20 protein-coding genes are annotated in these 19,575 nt (G+C 44.7%); 5 read left to right on the plus strand and 15 right to left on the minus strand.

Translation table 11 applies throughout. The annotated features are described in order from the left end of the window. Positions 1 to 436: 436 nt before the first annotated feature. Complete coding sequence (gene ywcE, locus MKX38_RS19495; protein ID WP_003227411.1) at positions 437 to 700, plus strand: spore morphogenesis/germination protein YwcE; 264 nt, start codon at positions 437 to 439, stop codon at positions 698 to 700. 41 nt (positions 701 to 741) lie between these two features. Here ywcE and qoxD read toward each other — a convergent pair whose 3' ends face one another. Genes qoxD through qoxA form a run of 4 tightly spaced genes read right to left on the minus strand, consistent with a single transcriptional unit; the run spans position 742 to position 4,688 of the window. Continuing rightward, positions 742 to 1,116: a cytochrome aa3 quinol oxidase subunit IV gene (gene qoxD / locus MKX38_RS19500; RefSeq protein ID WP_003227410.1), complete on the minus strand. Its 375-nt coding sequence runs from the start codon at positions 1,114 to 1,116 to the stop codon at positions 742 to 744. Between the two features lies 1 nt (position 1,117). Continuing rightward, positions 1,118 to 1,732 (minus strand): cytochrome aa3 quinol oxidase subunit III, encoded by a 615-nt coding sequence (qoxC, locus tag MKX38_RS19505; protein ID WP_003227409.1) that lies wholly within the window; start codon positions 1,730 to 1,732, stop codon positions 1,118 to 1,120. 13 nt (positions 1,733 to 1,745) lie between these two features. Then, complete coding sequence (gene qoxB / locus MKX38_RS19510) at positions 1,746 to 3,695, minus strand: cytochrome aa3 quinol oxidase subunit I (RefSeq protein WP_003227407.1); 1,950 nt, start codon at positions 3,693 to 3,695, stop codon at positions 1,746 to 1,748. Between the two features lie 27 nt (positions 3,696 to 3,722). Continuing rightward, complete coding sequence (gene qoxA, locus MKX38_RS19515; RefSeq protein WP_010886637.1) at positions 3,723 to 4,688, minus strand: cytochrome aa3 quinol oxidase subunit II; 966 nt, start codon at positions 4,686 to 4,688, stop codon at positions 3,723 to 3,725. 515 nt (positions 4,689 to 5,203) lie between these two features. On the opposite strand from qoxA, the gene MKX38_RS19520 reads away from it, so the two are divergent. Then, positions 5,204 to 5,449, plus strand: coding sequence for a GlsB/YeaQ/YmgE family stress response membrane protein (locus MKX38_RS19520; RefSeq protein WP_009968363.1), 246 nt, complete (start codon positions 5,204 to 5,206; stop codon positions 5,447 to 5,449). Between the two features lie 70 nt (positions 5,450 to 5,519). Here the strand turns inward: MKX38_RS19520 and galT are convergent, their stop codons facing one another. The 4 genes from galT to slrC all read right to left on the minus strand — a co-directional run bounded on the left by galT (position 5,520) and on the right by slrC (position 9,390). Then, positions 5,520 to 7,061, minus strand: coding sequence for a UDP-glucose--hexose-1-phosphate uridylyltransferase (galT, locus tag MKX38_RS19525; protein WP_167408533.1), 1,542 nt, complete (start codon positions 7,059 to 7,061; stop codon positions 5,520 to 5,522). 3 nt (positions 7,062 to 7,064) lie between these two features. Continuing rightward, complete coding sequence (locus MKX38_RS19530; protein ID WP_029318660.1) at positions 7,065 to 8,237, minus strand: galactokinase; 1,173 nt, start codon at positions 8,235 to 8,237, stop codon at positions 7,065 to 7,067. Positions 8,238 to 8,317: 80 nt separating this feature from the next. Further along, positions 8,318 to 8,701, minus strand: coding sequence for a GtrA family protein (locus MKX38_RS19535; RefSeq protein WP_003227398.1), 384 nt, complete (start codon positions 8,699 to 8,701; stop codon positions 8,318 to 8,320). A gap of 17 nt (positions 8,702 to 8,718) precedes the next feature. Then, positions 8,719 to 9,390 carry a transcriptional regulator SlrC gene (gene slrC / locus MKX38_RS19540; protein WP_014478350.1) on the minus strand — a complete coding sequence of 224 codons (672 nt, stop codon included), beginning with the start codon at positions 9,388 to 9,390 and terminating at the stop codon, positions 8,719 to 8,721. A 354-nt stretch (positions 9,391 to 9,744) separates the two neighbouring features. Here slrC and slrA point away from each other — a divergent pair, with 354 nt between their 5' ends. The 3 genes from slrA to MKX38_RS19555 all read left to right on the plus strand — a co-directional run bounded on the left by slrA (position 9,745) and on the right by MKX38_RS19555 (position 12,151). After that, entirely contained in the window at positions 9,745 to 9,903 is a 159-nt protein-coding gene (slrA, locus tag MKX38_RS19545) for a transcriptional regulator SlrA (RefSeq protein WP_003243648.1), read from the plus strand. A gap of 401 nt (positions 9,904 to 10,304) precedes the next feature. Further along, entirely contained in the window at positions 10,305 to 10,613 is a 309-nt protein-coding gene (locus tag MKX38_RS19550; protein WP_003227392.1) for a DUF485 domain-containing protein, read from the plus strand. Then, complete coding sequence (locus tag MKX38_RS19555) at positions 10,610 to 12,151, plus strand: cation acetate symporter (RefSeq protein ID WP_339188094.1); 1,542 nt, start codon at positions 10,610 to 10,612, stop codon at positions 12,149 to 12,151. The genes MKX38_RS19550 and MKX38_RS19555 overlap by 4 nt, the downstream gene beginning before the upstream one ends. Before the next feature lie 30 nt (positions 12,152 to 12,181). On the opposite strand, the gene MKX38_RS19560 is transcribed toward MKX38_RS19555, so the two are convergent. The 7 genes from MKX38_RS19560 to MKX38_RS19590 all read right to left on the minus strand — a co-directional run bounded on the left by MKX38_RS19560 (position 12,182) and on the right by MKX38_RS19590 (position 19,485). Then, on the minus strand, positions 12,182 to 12,784 hold the full coding sequence (locus MKX38_RS19560) for a DsbA family protein (RefSeq protein WP_014481274.1): 603 nt from the start codon (positions 12,782 to 12,784) through the stop codon (positions 12,182 to 12,184). A gap of 279 nt (positions 12,785 to 13,063) precedes the next feature. Next, positions 13,064 to 14,314 carry an iron uptake transporter deferrochelatase/peroxidase subunit gene (gene efeB / locus MKX38_RS19565; protein WP_247470950.1) on the minus strand — a complete coding sequence of 417 codons (1,251 nt, stop codon included), beginning with the start codon at positions 14,312 to 14,314 and terminating at the stop codon, positions 13,064 to 13,066. An 18-nt stretch (positions 14,315 to 14,332) separates the two neighbouring features. Continuing rightward, positions 14,333 to 15,490 carry an iron uptake system lipoprotein EfeM gene (efeM, locus tag MKX38_RS19570; protein WP_167408534.1) on the minus strand — a complete coding sequence of 386 codons (1,158 nt, stop codon included), beginning with the start codon at positions 15,488 to 15,490 and terminating at the stop codon, positions 14,333 to 14,335. Then, positions 15,487 to 16,932 (minus strand): ferrous ion permease EfeU, encoded by a 1,446-nt coding sequence (gene efeU, locus MKX38_RS19575; RefSeq protein WP_129138092.1) that lies wholly within the window; start codon positions 16,930 to 16,932, stop codon positions 15,487 to 15,489. The genes efeM and efeU overlap by 4 nt, the downstream gene beginning before the upstream one ends. Positions 16,933 to 17,088: 156 nt before the next feature. Beyond that, positions 17,089 to 17,757 carry a thiamine phosphate synthase gene (thiE, locus tag MKX38_RS19580; protein WP_131228234.1) on the minus strand — a complete coding sequence of 223 codons (669 nt, stop codon included), beginning with the start codon at positions 17,755 to 17,757 and terminating at the stop codon, positions 17,089 to 17,091. Next, positions 17,754 to 18,572 carry a hydroxyethylthiazole kinase gene (gene thiM, locus MKX38_RS19585; RefSeq protein WP_015250932.1) on the minus strand — a complete coding sequence of 273 codons (819 nt, stop codon included), beginning with the start codon at positions 18,570 to 18,572 and terminating at the stop codon, positions 17,754 to 17,756. The genes thiE and thiM overlap by 4 nt, the downstream gene beginning before the upstream one ends. A 7-nt stretch (positions 18,573 to 18,579) precedes the next feature. Next, positions 18,580 to 19,485, minus strand: a complete 906-nt coding sequence (locus MKX38_RS19590) for a LysR family transcriptional regulator (RefSeq protein ID WP_015250931.1) — start codon at positions 19,483 to 19,485, stop codon at positions 18,580 to 18,582. Positions 19,486 to 19,575 lie beyond the last annotated feature (90 nt).

Genomic DNA, 19,575 nt, shown 5'->3' on the forward strand with positions numbered 1-19,575 from the left:
GTTCAAGATGACACGTGAAGCTCGCTTCCTTTTATGTTTTTTCAGCATTTGCGGCACTTTTTCAGCTACACGAAATATGACGTATCATAAACCGAAATGTTTCGATTGACACAAAACTTTTCAAATGAAAAAAACGCCATACCAAAAGAATTTGTTAAAAAACGAAAGCGATAATGTGTTATGTTCCCAAATAATGTGATACCTCATAAGAAACAGCTAAAAATTCAGAGCCCCATGCCCATACATTCTCCTAGCACATTAAACGAAAAAATAAGACGATAGATCCAGTCCATTTCTGCAAAAACACGTATCAATTTCTGGAAAACATGGTATAATAATTGTAACAGAATGTTCAAAAAACAATCACAAAACAGACACAACTCAGTTCCTCTATTTCATTTTTGTAAACGTTATCACAAAATGAAAGGAGACGGGTATGATGGACATGTTTTTTGCTTACTTACTGGTTGCCAGCGCAACGCCTCTCTTTATTTGGCTTGATAACAAAAAAGTCGCACTCTCAGCTATTCCGCCAATCATTTTAATGTGGGTATTCTTCTTCTTTTACGCAACAGAAAGCCTTTCTCCACTTGGACACACTCTCATGATTATCTTGTTTGCCGTTAACGTCATTGTCGCTCATATCGCCGCATTTATCATTTACGGCCTTCCGTATCTTCGCAGAAAGCGAAGCAGCTGAAGACAGCAAAAAACCCTCTTCCAATGAAGAGGGTTTTTGTATTATTCGTTATGGCCTGAATGCTCTGAGTGTTCAGCGCCTCCAGGAGGATTTCCGTCCATATGGTCACCATGGTGATAGTGAGCCGCGAAAATCCAGATGGATCCAAGTACGATAACGATCGCGCCAAAGAATCCGAACAGCGTGTTTCCGACTTGGATCGTGCCGTTTTCGCTCTCTGTCATATGCATGAACATGAGAAGCTGCAGCGCCGCCTGAATGAAGGCGAAGCCGAAGATAATCCAAAGTTTTGCTGATGAGCTCAGGTCAGTATACACTGCAACCCATAGAGCCAGCAGGGTCAAAACGATAGACAGGATAAAACCTACAATGTGTTTCCATGGAAAGTGACTGTGTTCAGCAGATTTGTTTGCCATTTTACAGACCCCCCAATCCCATGAGATAGACACCTGTAAAGATGAAAATCCATACAACATCTAAGAAGTGCCAGTACAAGCTTGAGATAAAGATTTTAGATGAAGTTTGCGGAGTTAAGCCGCGTTTCTTCAACTGAATCAGAATTCCTGTGATCCAGAAAATCCCGATTGTTACGTGAGTTCCGTGAGTTCCAAGTAAAACAAAGAATCCAGACCAGAACGCACTTGTACTGAGAGCCGCTCCTTCATGTACATAGTGAACAAACTCGTTGATCTCGCATCCGACGAAGCCGGCACCGAGAAGAAGAGTGATAATTGTCCAAATGACTACGCCTTTTAAACTTCCGCGGCGCATTTCATGAACAGCGATCCCGCAGGTAAAGCTGCTGATCAGCAGCAAGAACGTCATAATCATTACCAGATTGACTTCAAATAGTTCGTCTGGCAAGACACCTCCAGCTGTTCTGTTTTTAAGAACGAAGAAGGTTGCAAATAGTGTTGAGAACAACACAATTTCTGCCCCTAAAAAGATCCAAAACCCGAGAATATTAAGTCTGCCGGTTTCAGATTGATATTCCATAGGCGCGTTAGAATTGCCGTGTTCTGCATGTTCCATAACTCACGCCTCCTTATTCGGAAATCTTTCTTTCCGTCTCTTTTATTTCATCAACACTAATGTAGTAGCCGTTGTCGTATTCGAATGAACGCAGAACCATGCAGAGCAGGACTCCGATCAATCCGACTACGCCCATCCAGTACCATTCAAAGACAAGTCCAAAGCCTGCGAGACCGAAGGCAACAGACATAAAGAACGGTCTGCCTGAGTTGCTTGGCATATGGATTTTCTTAAATTTGCTTTCAGGGTATAATTCAGTTTTTTCTTCTTTCATATGCAGGAATGCATCTTGAGATTTGACTTCAGGAAGCACCGCAAAGTTGTAATGCGGCGGAATCGCAGAAGAAGTCGCCCAATCAAGCGTACGTCCCACACCCCATGAATCTCCGCTGATTTCACGAGTAGAGTAACGGAAGCTGTAGTAGATGTTATAGCAAAGGATTAAGAATCCTACACCCATCATGAAAGCTCCGACTGTTGAGATAAAGTTCAATGTTGTCCAGCCGTCATTCGGTCCGTATGTGTAAATACGGCGAGGCATGCCTTGAAGCCCCAAGAAATATTGCGGGAAGAAACAAATATTGAACCCGATCATAAAGATCCAGAAGAACCATTTTCCGATTCTTTCGTTCAGCTTGTGGCCGAACATTTTTGGATACCAGAAAATAAATCCGGCGAAACAAGCAAATACAGTACCCGCGATCAGCACATAGTGGAAGTGAGATACAAGGAAGTACGTATTATGGTATTGATAATCCGCTGCTGCCATCGCAAGCATAACCCCTGTAACCCCGCCGATAACGAAGTTAGGAATGAACGCAAGCGCCCACAGCATAGGTGTTGTAAAGCTGATTCGGCCTTTATACATTGTAAAGAGCCAGTTAAAGATTTTAACCCCGGTTGGGATTGAGATTGCCATTGTCGTAATTGAGAAGAATGAGTTAACGGACGCACTGTTCCCCATTGTGAAGAAGTGGTGAGTCCAAACTAAGAAACTCAATACAGAGATGGCGATAATAGAACCAACCATCGCTTTGTAACCAAACAATTGTTTTCTTGCAAAGCTTGAAATGATTTCTGAGAAAATACCAAACGCCGGAAGAATAACGATATATACTTCAGGATGTCCCCAAATCCAGAACAAGTTAGCCCAAAGCATCGGCATACCGCCTGCTTCCAATGTGAAAAAGTGAGCGCCGAACAAACGATCAAATGATAAAAGTGCTAATGCTACTGTAAGTACAGGGAACGCAAACACGATAATAACCATTGTGATCAGTGTTGTCCATGTGAACATTGGCATACGCATTAATGTCATGCCTTTTGTTCTCATTTTTAAGATTGTTACCATAAAGTTGATCCCTGTCATCAGGGTACCGATACCGGCAATCTGAAGTCCGAGGAGGTAGTAGTTCTCACCCGGCCCAGGGCTCATGTCGTTACTTGCAAGCGGCATATAACTCGTCCAGCCTGCGTTCGGAGAACCTCCGATAACGAAAGAAATATTGAAAAGCATCGCCCCTACAAAGAACGTCCAGAAGCTCAGGTTGTTCAAGTAAGGGAACGCAACGTCGCGGGCACCGATTTGAAGAGGCACAACAACGTTAATAAGACCGATTAAGAACGGCATCGCCATGAAGATGATCATGATTGTACCGTGAGTTGTAAAAATTTCATTATAGTGGTTTGAGTCTAAAAAACTGTTATTCGGAAGCGCTAGCTGGGCACGCATCATCAGACCGTCGACACCGCCGCGGAATAACATAATTACAGCAGATATAATGTACATGATTCCGAGTTTTTTATGGTCAACAGTAGTTATCCATTCAGACCACAGCCATTTCCACTTTTTGAAGTAAGTCAGTACAAAAATAATGGCAATGGTTGAAAGCGCAATGGAAACTTGTGCGCCCAGAATTAATGGGTCACCAGTTACGAAAAATTCGTCCCATTTGAATTTCATGCAGGCTTCCTCCTTTCCTGATCAATATCATTCTTCTGTATCATCAGACTTCTTAAATTCGTTTTTCTTTACGTTTTCAAACGGATCTGTTTTAGAGTGCGGTGAAACGGCTTGATAGCCAAGGCGTTTGCGCGCCTCCATCGCGTACTCAGCGTCTTGTCCGTGATCAACGTATTTCAAGTGAGTAGAAGAGAACGTTAATTCGTCCACATTTTCAGGAAGCATCAATTCATCATACTTCTCTTTTGTCAGCTTAGGAGCCTCGTTCTGAGTCTTTTTCACCCAGCTGTTAAAGTCTTTTTCTGTGACTGCATTCACATCAAACTCTTGGTCTGCAAAATGTTCACCTGTGAAGTTCGCGTTGCGGCCTTCGTAAGTACCCACTTTGTCAGCCTGTAAGTATTGATCCATCAGCATTCCTGCCATCGCATATTTTTGCCCTCCAAGCTGAGGAATCCATAGCGAAGCCATTGAATCTGCAGATGAGATTTTGAACAAGATCGGGCGGTCGACAGGAATGTTTAAGTAGTTGACCGTTTCAATATCCTGTTCAGGGTAGCTGAATACCCATTTCCAGTCTACCGAAGTAGCATAAACAACAAGAGGCTCTTTATCTTTTGTTGCTTCAGGAGCTTTTTCTAACGAATATATCGTCTGTACTGTTGGCACAGAAAGTGCAATGACGATTAAAATTGGGATCACTGTCCAGACTACTTCTAAAAACGTGTTACCGTGAATTTCTGGGTTATAAGATCCATTATCTTTGCCTTTACGGTCGCGGTATTTTACTAAAATAATGGTAAATAGAACAAAGACGACCCCGACGATAAACAGCATAAATCCGATAGATAACAGGATTAAATCACTTTGCTGTTCAGCTACAGGTCCTTTCGGATCTAGTACTGAAGCATTGCTGCATCCCCCAAGGACGAAAACCACAGTTAACAGCGCTAATACAAGCAACGGTTTTAATGCTCTGAACAAGAAGATCACCATCCTTCCTATTGATGTAATAAATCTGAAGTGCATACTTCCTCAAAATCTTTTCTCTACTTTGTTATGCTATCAAAAACTTCACTTATTAGCTTTATTTTTTTATAAACTTCATCCCATTTTCGCTTAAATGTCATAAAATCGACAAAAATTGCTCCAACTTTATTCACATCTATCGCTTAAGATGAAAAGTTTCTAGTTATTTCCGCATATAAGTAAAGAAAAGATGATGAAGAACTAATTCTGACAAATAAAGGTTTACCACAATAAAAAACTTAGGTCAATCAAAAATTTCATTTTGTTAAACTTTCTAGATAGGAATTATTTTTTCCTCGTCTAGCATCTTTTCACACGGTTACCATTTTAACGCATCAAATATTGAAAGAAAAGGCGCAATGAAGAGCCAATATGCTCTGAATTGTCCGTATTTTTTAATGAGAGCATCCAGTTGTTTATCTTATACAAAAAAGAGGAATGATATAAGCAAATAAATAAAAAATAGGATGTGTTGCATGATGAGTTTTCTTATTTCACTTATCGTCGCTATTATTATTGGATGGCTTGGAAGCCTGTTTGTAAAAGGAGATATGCCCGGAGGAATTATCGGGTCTATGATCGCAGGTCTTATTGGCGCCTGGATCGGACACGGGCTGCTTGGAACATGGGGGCCGCACCTAGCCGGATTTGCCATTATTCCAGCGGTAATCGGCGCAGCCATTGTTGTCTTTCTAGTAAGCCTGTTAACCAGAAAAAGAGGATAAAAGCAGCAGCACCCGAAGCGTCAGCGCTTTGGGTGTTTGTTTTGCCATAAAAATCGAAAAAGCCTCAACCCTAGCGGTTGAGGCTTTTGACTGGTTTGGCGCCCAACTGGTCGATAAACCTTCTGAAGGCCTGTTTTCCTTCCGTTGTCTGTTTAAACACACCGGCATGTTCAAGAATGCGAGCGAATACATGTCCCAGCTCTTCTTTTATGACTAGATCTGCATTCTCTTTTGTTATGGTTCTTTTTTCCATCATCCGAATAGCCCACTCACTATGTTTTGCCGTGAGCGGATTTTGTTCTAAGGCTGTTTTTGGATCAGCAGAGCATAGTGCCGCTGCCGTTTCTTTCATTTCCTTCTGTAAGCGGCCAGGCAATATCGCCAATCCCATGACCTCAATCAGGCCGATATTTTCTTTTTTAATATGGTGGACTTCTTGATGAGGATGAAATATTCCTAATGGATGCTCCTCATCCGTCCGGTTGTTCCTCAGTACGATATCGAGTTCGTACAATTCTCCCCTGCGCCGCGCAATCGGTGTGACCGTATTATGGGGCGTATCGCCTGTATAGGCGGCAATGCCGGCTTTTTCATCGGAATACGTCTGCCACGTGCGGAAGATATGGTCAGCAGCTTCGGCGACATGACCCGGTTCGTCTCCTTGGAGCCTGAGCACAGACATCGGCCACTTCACTAAGCCCAGCGACACGCCGGGATAATCATTTAATTCATAAACGTCTTCCGCTTCTGCACGTGCCATTGGAAAATCATGCGCGCCGCCTTGGAAATGATCATGGCTTAGGATGCTGCCGCCGACAATCGGCAGATCCGCGTTTGAACCGATAAAATAATGCGGATATTGGCCAAGAAATGACAGCAGCCTTTCAAATGTTTTTTTGCTGATCTCCATCGGTTCATGTTCACCTTTTAAGACAATGCAGTGCTCCGGATAATAGACATATGGCGAGAATTGCAGGAACCATTGTTCGTCCTCAAGGATGACCGGAATGATTCTGTGATTTTGCCGGGCTGGATGATTCACGCTTCCCCCGAAGCCGACATTTTCTTTACACAGCAAACACATCGGATAATTTGTCTGTTCCTGCTCTCTTGCAGCCGCAATCGCTTTCGGGTCCTTTTCAGGCTTTGATAGGTTAATGGTCATTTCCAGCTCGCCATATTCGGTCGGCACCGTCCAATGAACATTTTTGGCGATTCTGTCAGTCCGTATATAATAGACATCCTCTGAATATTGATAGAATTCCTTTGTCGCCTGTTTTGGGCCGTATAATGCTTTTGTCTCTTCAAATTTGCGAATGACCTCGGACGGGGCAGGCACAAAACAGCCCATCAGCTTTGCGCTGAGCAGGTCACGGTACGTATCTGTATCCGCTTCCATTCGGCCGGTTTCGGCAGCCCATTTATAGATGGGAGCTAGCAAGTCCGGCAGGCTTTGTGACTGCTTGATGCTGGTGCTGGAGTTCGGCTCGGGATGTGTGATGCCCAGCGCTTCATAAAGACGGTTTCTCGTATATTCCCGATCCCAGATCGAAATCAATTTTCGTTCCAGGCCATACTCAAGCAGCTGTTCCAGATGTTCAATAATACTCATATGTCACTCCCCCTTTAGTTCTCTCGCTCCCTCTCCGATATCCGCGACATAAAAATCCGCTCGGAGCCCTGTTTTTGCTTGATATCTGTCTCCAACCTTCTGAATAAAATCATCAACGAACTCATCTTTTACAATGCTGATGGTGCATCCGCCAAAGCCTGCTCCCGTCATTCTTGATCCAATTACACCTTCGTGATCCCATGCCGCAAACACAAGCTCATCAAGTTCAGGGCATGTTACTTCATAGTCATCCTTCAATGAAAGGTGGGATTCCTTCATTAACTGCCCGATTTCATCTATATTGTTCTCTTTGAACATATGGGCCGTCTTAATAGCACGATGATTTTCGTATACAGCGTGCTTTGCCCGGCGTCTGTTCGTTTCATTTTGGATCAGGCTGGAATGCGCATCGAAATCAGAAGGCTTGATGTCGCCCAGTGCGGCAATATCGAGGCCTTTTTTCAAATCAAGCAATGCATCATTGCATTCTTGGCGTCTCGTATTATAGCTTGAGTCAGCCAATGTCCTTTTTTTGTTCGTGTTCGCGATGACCAGCGCGAGGCCTGAGACATTGAGTTTGCTATATTCATAGTCAAGCGTGTCGCAGTTCAGCAGCATCGCATGATGTTTTTTCCCCATTCCAATTGCAAATTGGTCCATAATTCCGCAATTGACGCCGATAAAATGGTTTTCCGCATGCTGCGCCATTTTCACAAGCTCAAGCGCATCTACTTCAGGATGAAAATAGCTTCGGAGCACGACCCCCATCAGCAGTTCAATAGAAGCGGAAGACGACAGCCCCGCCCCGTTTGGAATATTCCCTGAAAATACAATGTCAAAGCCATGGGGAACTGCATATCCCCTCTGTTGAAATTCATAAATCACGCCTTTTGGGTAGTTCGCCCAGTCGTCTTCTTTTTGATAGCGAATGTCGTCAAGGCTGCATTCCTTGATGCCTGCGTTTCTAAAGTTATCTGAATACATCCGGACAAGCCCGTCGTTTCTTTCTGCAACAGCAGCATATGTACCCATTGTCAGCGCGCACGGAAATACATGCCCGCCGTTATAGTCTGTATGTTCTCCAATCAGATTCACTCTTCCAGGTGCGAAAAAAAACCGTAACCCCTCTTTTTCTCCGAATACACTTGCAAATATCCCCTTTAGCTCTTCCCGCATGTGCAATCACCTTTCTGGTTTTTATTTTTTATTCCCCTTATTTCTTCATAGAAAACGGCAGATCATATGCTGCAGTCCTCTCATACCCCTTCTTCTTTTGTTTTTTTAAAGACGAGCCATTTGCTCGCAACATAGTTGACGACAACAATGACCGCGTTGTCGAGTATTTTAGCCAAGGTTTCATTTGTATTGAACTGGCCGACAAGAATGATCATCATGCCTAAATCTATGCCGAGAGACAGGACCCGAACGCTGAAAAAAGCAGTGAGCTCTTTCAGCAGGCTCTGCAGATCATGTGTTTTTTGCTGAAACACATATAATTTATTTGTTATGTAAGCAAACAGCACTGACAAAATCCAAGCGGCAACAGTGGCGGCTTTGTAATCCACATTCATGATCTCTACCAATATATAAAAGCTGGCGATATTCACAATGGTTGTGAAAACCCCCATAATGATATACATAATTATTTCTCTATACTTCACTGATGTTCCTCGCTTTCCGAAAAACTTTTCAAAATTCTTGGCGTCTCGTGCTCTCTGTCTAAAGTAAAAAATACCGAGAGTGCGTCTAAAAAGCTGCGGAAGGTGGCTGGCTGGCCCAATACATATGATTGTTTGATGATTCCGTCGAGGACTGCACATATTATTTTAGCCGTATATTCAGGATCAATACAGGCGTCAATCAGCTTTCTCTCCTTCAGCCACTTAATATATAACACATTTTCTTCCACCCACAATTCGTACAGCCGGACATAGGCCTTGCATTTCTTTAAGACTTTATATGTCGGCATGTTCATGGCAAACGAGGTGATGTCCCACGACGGCTTATTTATGTAATAGGAATAAAGCAGTTCTGCAGCGTGTTTTGCAGCCTCGTCCAATGTCAGCGATTTCACTGACTCCCGCTCCATTTGATCAAGATACCCTATAATGATCTTTTTTTTCATCTGACGTTTTTCGAGAAGGTACAGCAGAAAATCGTCCTTGCTGACAAAATGAACATAAAATGCTCCTTTGCTGTACCCGGCGGCTCTGCTGATATCTTCTACAGAAACCGGATCATACGCTCGGTCAATCAACAAATTCACGCCAGCGTCTATAAAACTTTCAAATGTTGCTTCTCTTTTAATTTGAAATTTGTTTTTTTTCATATTTTTCTCCTGGCGGTAATGATTACCCTTATCTTACACCGGATCAATCTTTAGCGGTATTTATTTCTTTGAACGGTTATGCTATTCGGTTTCCCAGGGGTCATTTTTAATAGGCTAAATGATTTATTTTCATTTACATACTATCCAGTCAGTATTTAATTGTTTATTATTATAAATAAGGTCCATTGGTTATATTAGTCATTTTTTTAGGGAATAGGTAGGTGGTTTTTCCTTCAGTTTGTGAACACCGAGCAACTATGTGTGAAATTTGTTGTACTCGCCTCATCATCGCGCTGGCTTGTCTTTTATTGCCCGCATGTTGCAGGAAAACATTTTATACAATTGGAGGTTACTATGAAAACTCATGTTAAAAAAGATTTGGACAAAGGTTGGCATATGTTAATTCAAGAAGCTAGATCCATTGGATTAGGCATTCATGATGTGAGGCAGTTTTTAGAATCTGAGACAGCATCGAGAAAGAAAAACCACAAAAAAACCGTCCGGCAAGACTAGTCCGAACAGGCGGATCTATTTACCTCTGGCTTTTCTATCACCTGATCTGAGTTTTCACCATATCCTCTATTCAAAAGCAAATCGCTGCGCTGAGCTTGAGGACAAACGGTGTGTCAGCTAACTACGACAGACAGCCGGTGATGCGAACATGATAACCGTGCTCTGGTAAACAGCAGCTTTGCTGAGAACAAGCTGCATTCGGTGAGGTTTTGAAAGCAAACTCGTTTATACACGGCCGAGCTTGAAAACCTTCGCCTGTCTTTAGACCACTGTGTTCACCTCTTCACGACTTCCTTCTTTTTTCATCCTCCAGATATTGTTCAACGCATAAATCGGACTTTCAGTACATACCTATTGGTGTACCTTTTTGCTTACGTTTAGCGAATAAAAGGAGGAAATCCATGTACAAAGCTGATTATAAACAGATTGCTGCAACGCCGTCTTTTCAAGCTTTTTTAAAGCAGAAACGCGCTTTTATTGTTCCTTCTGCGATTTTCTTTTTTGTTTTTTATTTTTCACTCCCTGTTTTGACATCTTATTTCACCTTTTTGAATGCACCGGCCATTGGAGCTGTTTCATGGGCTTGGCTGTTCGCCATCGCCCAATTCGCTATGACCTGGATACTGAGTACTGTGTATTCCCGGAGAGCCGCCCATTTCGATAAGTATGTAAGCGCTTTAAAAGAGGATCTGAAGGGTGAACAGACATGAATATGACTGCTTTTTTATTATTTTTGGCGATTGTTGGCCTGACGCTTATTATCACGTATTTTGCCGCGAAGCGGACGAAAACAACGAGTGAGTTTTATACGGCGGGCGGCGGGCTCACCGGCGTTCAGAATGGACTGGCAATTGCCGGTGACTACATGTCTGCCGCCTCGTTTCTCGGGATTGCCGGAATGATTGCGTTATATGGATTTGATGGCTTCTTTTACAGCATCGGTTTTCTGGTGGCTTATCTCGTTGTCTTGTACATCGTGGCGGAGCCGCTTCGGAATCTTGGAAAGTACACGATGGCAGACATGATTGCCGCTCGCTTTAAAGAAAAGAAAATCCGCGGTGTCGCGGCTCTCAATACCATTGCCATCTCTACTTTTTATATGATCGCCCAGCTCGTGGGGGCGGGCGCGCTGATCAAACTGCTTCTAGGGCTGGATTATACCGCGGCTGTCCTCATCGTCGGAGTGCTGATGACCATTTATGTCGTGTTTGGCGGCATGATCGCGACAAGCTGGGTTCAAATTATTAAAGCCGTTTTGCTGATGGCCGGCACACTCGTGATTTCGATTATCGTGTTTTCGAAATTCGGCTTTAGCCTTAATACCATGTTTGAACAGATGAAAACGGCTACTCCGCTTGGCGCTGATTTTATGAATCCCGGAAATAAATACAAGGTGCCGCTTGAGACCTTGTCGTTAAACTTGGCACTCGTGCTGGGAACCGCCGGGCTTCCGCATATATTGATCCGGTTTTATACCGTTAAGGATGCCAAGACGGCCCGTACATCCGTTGTGTCAGCGACATGGATTATCGGTGTGTTTTACATTATGACGGTATTTCTCGGCTTTGGTGCCGCGGCATTTGTCGGTTTTGACGCGATTACGGCGGCTGATCAAGCGGGAAATATGGCGGCTCCGCTTTTAGCAAAAGCGCTCGGAGGAGACTTTCTGTTCGCGTTTGTATCAGCCATCGCCTTTGCCACCATTTTGGCTGTCGTGACAGGGTTGGTGCTGTCTGCCGCCTCAGCATTTGCCCATGATATTTACAGCCAGATCATCAGAAAGGGAGAAGCAACTGAAAAAGAACAAATGAAAGCGGCCAGATGGGCTTCTGTCGCCGTGTCAGTACTCTCGATACTCCTTGCGATTTTTGCACAATCCTTAAATGTGGCGTTCCTTGTTGCACTCGCGTTTGCGGTAGCCGCCAGCGCAAACCTTCCGCTGATTGTGTTTACAGTCTTCTGGAAACGATTCAATGCCTCAGGCGCTTTATGGGGCAGCCTGACAGGCCTGATCAGCGCGCTTGTGCTGGTATCGATGAGCCCTAGTGTGTGGGACCCGGCCGGAAGTGCTATTTTTACCGGTGATCCGCTCATTCCGCTGTCTAATCCAGGAATTATTTCCATCCCGCTCGGCTTTCTCGGCGCGTGGCTCGGAACGGTGCTGTCGTCTGATAAAACAATTGATGAAGATACGTTTGCAGAAATACAGGTGAAGGCGCATACTGGCGTCCATATGGAACAGGAATAAAAAAAGCTCTCTTTATAGAGAGCTTTTTCCTTACTTTTTCTTCTGCTCGTCAGAAATCGCTTTTTCAAATACATCCTTGCCGGCAGCACCCGGAATTACAGTGTCACCGATAATAAAGGTTGGAACGGCTGTGATGTCAGCCTCTTCATAGGCGTGCTTCAAGGCTTGGCGCTGCACGTCCTGATATGTTCTTGTTTCCAGTGCTGATTTGAATGATGCACCGTCTAATCCCACTTCCTCGGCGAGCTTCGTCAAGATGTCAATGTCGCCGATATTTTGGCCCTCTTGGAAAAATGCCTGAAAGACACGGGTGTTGTATTCATGTCCTTTATTGTATTCCTTCGCAAAATGGAAGCCTTCAAACGCGAGGTCTGTATACGGATGGGGCGAGACGTTTGGAAAATTGATCTCGACTCCTAATTTCTCCGCCATTGGCTGAATTGATGTCTGCCACATGTACTGTTTGGAAGGATCATTGACCGGATCAAGCTGAGGAGATGGGCTTGGGCGCAGTTCAAACGGCATCCACTCGACTTCAACATCCTTTCCTTTTATCGCTTCTTCAAAAGCGGCTTTTCCAACAAAACAAAATGGGCAGACGTAATCTGAATAAACTTTAATGTGTACTGTCATGATAATCTCCTTTCGTATAAATTGATTTTAAACTGTAACAATTAAAGTTACAACTTTTTTTAAAAAAGAAGCCGATAAGGCTTCTTTCAGATTGTTGACAAAATCCTAAAAAGTTTTAGGATTTTGTCATCCTTTCAGCGTGATTGAAAACCCTTGAAGTCTAGGAAAGCCGAGCATTGGAGCGGAGCTAATGCTCTAATTCGTGAGCACCAACGCACAGGCTTGACAACGAATGCGAGGGTTTGTCGACACGCTGAAAGAAGCCTGTAAAGGCTTCTTTTATGATTCCAGCAAACGCTGGGCAATATATTCTCCTTTTTTGCAGCCGCCTGGGCATGCGTATAAAGCAGAACCGATTGTTTGTGTATATTCGTTTAACGCATCCTTTGCTGAAAGAGCCTTCAGCATCGGGATAAACTGATTGTCGGGATTTTTTTGAAAACTGATAAACAGGAGACCTGCATCCATATAGCCGGTTTTCGGATCAAGTCCTTCTGTGTAAGAGAAAGCTCTTCGCAAAATTTGTTTTCCCGTAGATTTCGCTAGACTGACGTGTGAATTAGACGGAATTTGATTCAGCTTCACGGGATCTGTTTCCTTTTTCTGTCCGAAAGGCGCCCCCGAGCTTTTTCTGCGGCCGAAGGTATCCTCTTGGTCCTTGAGGGAAGAGCGGTCCCATATCTCAAGGAACATTTTGATTTTCCGAAAAGCCATATAGGTGCCGCCCGTCATCCAGTCAGGCTCACCAGACTGAATCCACACGATCGAGTTCATCAAGCTGTCATCCTCCGTGCTCTGGTTGCCTGTTCCATCTTTGAACCCGAAGAGGTTGCGCGGTGTTTCACCATTTTTTCCTCCGCTTAAAAAGCCTTTGTTCACAAAGCGGACCTCACAAGTGCCGACCGCTTGATTTAGCAGGTTACGCAGCGCGTGAAACGCCACTTGCTCGTCGTCTGCACACACTTGAATGCAGATGTCCCCGCCTCCCTGCTTTTCATCCAGGTTGTCATTGGGCATCGCTGGAAGAGCGGCTAGGTGCTTCGGTTTTTTGCTTTTCAGCCCGAAACGGTCCTTTCCGTCTTTTTCAAAAAAGCCAGGCCCAAATCCGAATGTGACCGTTAAGTTGGAAGGGGATAAATCAGCAGACTCACCTGTATCCTGCGGCGGCAGATATTGATTTCTCTGCTCCGCTGACATTTTCTTGCCAGACGTCAGCATCTGTGTGAGACTTGTCCAGTTTCTAAATAATGTAATGATGTCGCTTTTGTCTTTTGCTGTTACATCCAGTGCAGCAAAATAGACATACGTCTGATGGGCAGTTGTGATTCCGGCCTGATGCTTTCCGTAAAACGGAACAATCTGCTCCTCCTCTTTTTCATCCTTTTTCGATGGCTTAGCCGCAGTCTGAACAAGTGGAGCGAGACCGCCGAGTCCGCTGGCACCGATCGCAACGGCTGCCCCCGCCATTGCCCCCCATTTTAAAATGTCCCGTCTGTGAATTTGTTCTGACTTTTTTTGTTCATCGCTCATGCTGTTACAAAACTCCTTTTATAGCACATTCGCAATCTTCGACATGGTTTCAGAAAGAGTCGTCAGCTTTGTGCTCAGCTCTCTGATTTGCTTTTCACTTAATTTATCATAAGACGTATAGGACTGATCATTTGTTTTGTATTTTGCCATTAAAACTTCAAATTCGCTGAACTCCGTATCCAGTTTTTCCGTCAAGTCGGAGTGATCTTTTACAAGCGCGCTTTTCACTGTTTGATAAACGGCTTCGGAGCCTTCCACATTTGCCATAAGGTCCACTAAATCAATTCGTGAGTAGCGCTCTTCTTCTCCCGTGATTTTCGAAATTCCGGCTTCGTTCAGAAGCTCCATCGCGCCTGCAACAATTTGTTCAGGTGTTAATTTCAGTGATTGAACTGAACCGTCAAGCTCTTTTACATCCTTGAGAAGCTGGTCAGCTGTTGCCTTTTCCCCGGAAATATCTTGATCCTTCCAAATGGCCTTCTCAAGCTTATGGAAGCCTGTCCATTTGTCTCCTTCTTCAACATCGTTTTCTCGAGCATCAATTTTCGGATCAAGATCTCCGAGGCTTTCAGCGATCGGTTCGATTCGCTCGTAATAAACACGCGCTTTCGCATATAACGTTTTGGACTTTTCGATATCGCCGGATTTCACAACACCCGTAAATGCTTCAGTCGCTTTGACAAGCTGGTCACTCTGCTCTTTGACATAGCCTTTATACTCATCCGCTGCTTTTGCCAGCTGATCGCTAGCCTTTTTGCCGCTCTTCTTCGCTTCTGTCAGGTCTTCTAAGGACGCTTTCAGTGACTCGGATTCTGTCTTGATTTTTGCTGTATCCGGTTTGTCTTTTTGCGCTTCTGTGTAGATTGGCTGAAGATGCTTTTCGATTTCTGTATATTCGAATGGATAATCGCTGCGAATATCGTTTTCAAAGGAAAGCCAGTAGCTGTTTAATTCTTTCCCCTTCTTTTCAATCTCTTTTTGGTCTCCTTTTTCCGCTGAGTCATTCAGCTTAGAAATGATGGTTTCCATTTTATTTACGGATGCGGTGATTTCTTTAGTGATCCCGCTTTTTTCAGATGAAGCTTTTTCTTTAGTTGAAGATGTGTCGTTGGCTCCGCAGCCTGCGCACAGCGCAAGGATGCATCCGGCTGATACAGCGATTTTTGTGAAATTCATTTTGTCAGTTCCTTTCCGTTTGTAAAATGTTTTGCCGCTTCTGAAACAAGCGCAATCAGTAAAAAGAGGAAAATCAACATTTGCGGAATCGTGCTGTACACAGACGGATAAATTCCTAGCACCGATACAGACGGCAGCCAGCTTTCTGCATCAGACGGAAGAATGCCCGCCAGTTGAAGGCTGTGAACGCCGGTTCCGAGAAATTTCACGCACATATACAGGACAACCGCCATTGATAGAAGAAAAAACGGCTTCAATGGAATGCGCATTCCGAGCTTGATCATCAGAACACCGACGATGACGAGAACGATAAGCCCTGCGGCAGTTCCGCCGATCAGTTCAGTGAGCGGGAGCTTCCCGACAAGCCCGATGAAAAAGATGACCGTTTCGAGACCTTCTCTTACAACTGCCAGAAATGCAATGAGCGCAAAGGAAAGCAGGCTTCGTTTTTTTAGTGCCTGTGACTTCTGGATATTGATTTTTTCTCTCCATTTATCCATTGAGGCGTTTCTGTGCAGCCACACCCCGACATACAAAAGCATGACAGCAGACAGTACGCCGGTAACGCCGCCAAGCAAGAAATTGTTTTCTCCGAATACACTGGAGGAGAACAGAACCGTGACACCGATGCCGGCTGCTAAGGAAACAGCCATGCCGGCGGACGCCCCGCCCCAGATCCATGTCGAGGAACGCGTAACCCGCGCTTTTTTTGTCATGGTTAATAGCGCTCCGATGACAAGGAGGGCCTCCATTCCTTCACGAATCGGGATCAGCGCCGCATCCCACCAGCTGTAGCTGCTTGAAGCGATCGGCTCGAGCAATTGAATCATTTCGTCAATTTGCTTTGATACCTTTTCAGGATGGCTGCCGATCTCCGCCTTCATCAGCGCCAGATTTTCCTCCGATGTCGTATAGGCTTCTTTCGATTGGGACACGACATCTCCCTCAACAGCGAGCCAGGATGTAACTAAATTGTCGATTGCGGATGACGCTTCATCCAATTGTTTTTTTTCTATGAACTGTTTTGTGTCTTTCAAGCTTTGTATATAGGCTGTTAAGGACGCCCTTGATTGACCTGAGGATGTCTTTTTCAGCACGACAGCCTGCTGGTATGTTTCTAAATGAGATGAAAGCTCTTCAAGCTGTGATTTGAGCTTGCCTGCGTCTTGATTGATAAAAGAAAGAGAAATCATCGCGATATTCGCGTCCATTTCACTGTGAGAAGAAAGGTTTTCTTTCTTAATAGAAGGTTCTTCTTTTTTCCACTTCGCTTTGAAGGTTTCAAACGTTTGTTGTGCCGAATCCATATCCCCGTCTTTTACGGATTTGATCATTTGCTTGTTTAATTGAATTAATGCGGCGATCGGATCATCTTCCGCATGTGCCGCAGAACCGAAAACCATCAACAAGCTGAATAGAATAAGTGCCAGCCCCCGAGCCATCATGTTCCTCCTATAATTGAAAATGATTATCATTGTATAACATAATCATAGCCAGTTCCTGTCCTTTGTCAATTAAAATTTGAAGGTCTGAAAACCTTGATGGAAAGCAAAAAAGCTGTCCTTTTACAGAACAGCCTTTTGAAGGAAGATGAACGATTATCTTTTTGTTTTATATGTTTGAATTTCCTCACGAAACTTGCGTGCAGCACTCTCAGGATCTTCCGCCTGACTGATGGCGCTGATCATACTGACGCCATCGGCCCCCGCTTGGATAACAGGTTCGGCATTTTCTATTGTGATGCCGCCGATGCCGACAATTGGAATGCTGATGCCTTGGCGGCGCACTGCTTCGATAAGTGATACACCCTGTACCGCTCTCGTATCCTTTTTCGTTTCAGTCGGATAGATCGGCCCAAGCCCGACATAATCGGCTCCGTCTTCTTCAGCTTGCTTCACCTCAGACATCGTATGGGCAGAAACGCCGAGAATCATATCACCTATGGCAGCTCTTACCTCTTTCGCATTTGCGTCTTCCTGGCCGATGTGGATACCATCAGCTTTCAGCTTCAAAGCCATTTCCACATCATCATTGACAATGAACGGAATACCAGCTTCACGGCAAGCTGCCTGAGCTTTTTCAGCAAATTTAATCCGAGCCTCTCCTGTCAGCGCATCCCCGCCTTTTTCACGGAACTGGTACAGGGTGGCACCGCCTTTTAACGCTTTTTGTACAACTGTAACAGGATCGGCTTTCGTATTGTTTGACCCCATAATGAAGTATACAGATAATAACTCTTTCATCATTTCCCGAGAAATACGAGTCATGAGACAGTCACCCTTTCTATAGCCGCCCATTCTTGGACGTCTTGTTCAGTAACAGTTGAAAGCTTGTTCAGCAATTCAATCTGAAAGCTTCCAGGGCCTTTGTCAGCCGTCTGCTGTGCGGCAAGCTGAGCGGCGACCCCATACGAGGAAATGGCCGCAATAGCAGCAAACAATGGATTTTCTTCCACAGCGCAAAACGCACCGACGACTGAAGTCAGCAGGCAACCGGCGCCTGTCACTTTTGTCAGCAGCTTGTGGCCGTTATGAAGGGTGTATACATGTGACGTGTCGGCTATGACATCAACTTCACCAGTTATCGCAATGACCGTGTTTAGCTTTTGTGCCGCCTGCTGAGCCAGCCGGATGATGTCGCCTCCGCCTTCACCCGCATCAACACCTTTGATCAGCCAATCGGTCACGCCGACGGTATGGGCAATTTCCGCCGCATTTCCTCTGATTGCAGCAAGGCGCACCTCACGAATGATGTCACGTGCCGATTCAGTGCGGAACGGTGTTGCTCCGGCACCGACAGGATCAAGAATGACGGGAACGCCATGTTCATTAGCTGATTTTCCCGCGATGATCATCGCTTCGACTGACTCCTTGCTCAGTGTTCCGATATTTAAAACGAGTGCACCCGCAATTTTCGCCATATCGGCGACCTCTTCTTTTGCGTACGCCATAACGGGCGATGCGCCGAGCGCGAGCAGGCCGTTTGCTGTGAAATTCGTTACGACATTGTTGGTTATGCTATGCACCAGTGGGCTATGCCGGCGGACAGCAGTAAGACATTTTGCTGCTGATTGTGCATCCATGTTTGCATCATCCTTTACTTTCTTTTTTCGGGTCCCATAAATACGATTTCGTATGTTCGAGCCAAGCTCTGGCGGCAAACGACAAGTACCTGTCCTTTCTCCAAATAATGGCGAGGTGCCAAGGGATGACCGGATCGACAAGCGGAATGACTTTCACTTTTTCCGGGTCAAGGCCGCGGCAGATCCGTTCCGGCAAAAGCCCGATCCCAAGGTTGGCTGATACCATCTCACTAATAAAATCCCATTGTGATGTTTCATAAATGATATGGGGCCGGAACCCAGCCTTGATACATTCCGTCATAATTCGGTTGTGCAGGACAAAATCCTCCCTGAAGAAAATAAAAGGCTCGTCCTTCAACTCACGCAGCTGACATTCTTTCTCATCAGCCAGCCGGTGGGACGGGTGAACGACAAGCATTAAGGTTTCTTTTACGATTGTAAACGAATGAAAGATATCTTCGTTTGCGGGAAGGACCACAACGCCTATATCAAGAGAGCCGTCCCCGACACCTTCTTGGACTTTTATAGAACCGTCTTCGACTAGCTGAAAGGTGACATTCGGATAGTTTTCACGGAAATCGCCGAGCACTCTCGGGAAAAACCCCGATCCGATCATCGGCGGCAGTCCAATCCGTACGTGCCCTTTCTTGACTTCCATAATATCATTTAATTCTGACGTCAGGTTTTGAAATGATTTAATGATTTCCTGCGCCTGCACATACATGCTATGGCCGGCATCAGTCAGTTCTACCTGCCTGCCGTTTCGGTAAAACAGTTCAATTCCGAGCTCTTCTTCTAAATTTTTGATCATTTTTGATATCGTCGGCTGAGAAACATAAAGGGATTGGGAAGCCTTCGTAAAACTTTTTAAACGGGCGACTTCCAAGAAATATGTTAAATGGCGGATATCCATGTGCTTCACCCTTTCTATAGACAAAAGGAATACTTCTTATTCTTAATATATATTTTACCTATAGCGAGATCTTATGTACAATAAGTATAT

It is taken from the genome of Bacillus sp. FSL M8-0025, from assembly GCF_037975475.1.
GTDB classification, from domain to species: domain Bacteria; phylum Bacillota; class Bacilli; order Bacillales; family Bacillaceae; genus Bacillus; species Bacillus subtilis.

Bases quoted from the DNA above. Each gene is read 5' to 3' on its own strand.
- ywcE (WP_003227411.1), top strand. From the start codon at position 437: ATGATGGACATGTTTTTTGCTTACTTACTGGTTGCCAGCGCAACGCCT.
- qoxD (WP_003227410.1), bottom strand. From the start codon at position 1,116: ATGGCAAACAAATCTGCTGAACACAGTCACTTTCCATGGAAACACATT.
- qoxC (WP_003227409.1), bottom strand. From the start codon at position 1,732: ATGGAACATGCAGAACACGGCAATTCTAACGCGCCTATGGAATATCAA.
- qoxB (WP_003227407.1), bottom strand. From the start codon at position 3,695: ATGAAATTCAAATGGGACGAATTTTTCGTAACTGGTGACCCATTAATT.
- MKX38_RS19520 (WP_009968363.1), top strand. From the start codon at position 5,204: ATGAGTTTTCTTATTTCACTTATCGTCGCTATTATTATTGGATGGCTT.
- galT (WP_167408533.1), bottom strand. From the start codon at position 7,061: ATGAGTATTATTGAACATCTGGAACAGCTGCTTGAGTATGGCCTGGAA.
- MKX38_RS19530 (WP_029318660.1), bottom strand. From the start codon at position 8,237: ATGCGGGAAGAGCTAAAGGGGATATTTGCAAGTGTATTCGGAGAAAAA.
- MKX38_RS19535 (WP_003227398.1), bottom strand. From the start codon at position 8,701: ATGTATATCATTATGGGGGTTTTCACAACCATTGTGAATATCGCCAGC.
- slrC (WP_014478350.1), bottom strand. From the start codon at position 9,390: ATGAAAAAAAACAAATTTCAAATTAAAAGAGAAGCAACATTTGAAAGT.
- slrA (WP_003243648.1), top strand. From the start codon at position 9,745: ATGAAAACTCATGTTAAAAAAGATTTGGACAAAGGTTGGCATATGTTA.
- MKX38_RS19550 (WP_003227392.1), top strand. From the start codon at position 10,305: ATGTACAAAGCTGATTATAAACAGATTGCTGCAACGCCGTCTTTTCAA.
- MKX38_RS19555 (WP_339188094.1), top strand. From the start codon at position 10,610: ATGAATATGACTGCTTTTTTATTATTTTTGGCGATTGTTGGCCTGACG.
- MKX38_RS19560 (WP_014481274.1), bottom strand. From the start codon at position 12,784: ATGACAGTACACATTAAAGTTTATTCAGATTACGTCTGCCCATTTTGT.
- efeB (WP_247470950.1), bottom strand. From the start codon at position 14,314: ATGAGCGATGAACAAAAAAAGTCAGAACAAATTCACAGACGGGACATT.
- efeM (WP_167408534.1), bottom strand. From the start codon at position 15,490: ATGAATTTCACAAAAATCGCTGTATCAGCCGGATGCATCCTTGCGCTG.
- efeU (WP_129138092.1), bottom strand. From the start codon at position 16,932: ATGGCTCGGGGGCTGGCACTTATTCTATTCAGCTTGTTGATGGTTTTC.
- thiE (WP_131228234.1), bottom strand. From the start codon at position 17,757: ATGACTCGTATTTCTCGGGAAATGATGAAAGAGTTATTATCTGTATAC.
- thiM (WP_015250932.1), bottom strand. From the start codon at position 18,572: ATGGATGCACAATCAGCAGCAAAATGTCTTACTGCTGTCCGCCGGCAT.
- MKX38_RS19590 (WP_015250931.1), bottom strand. From the start codon at position 19,485: ATGGATATCCGCCATTTAACATATTTCTTGGAAGTCGCCCGTTTAAAA.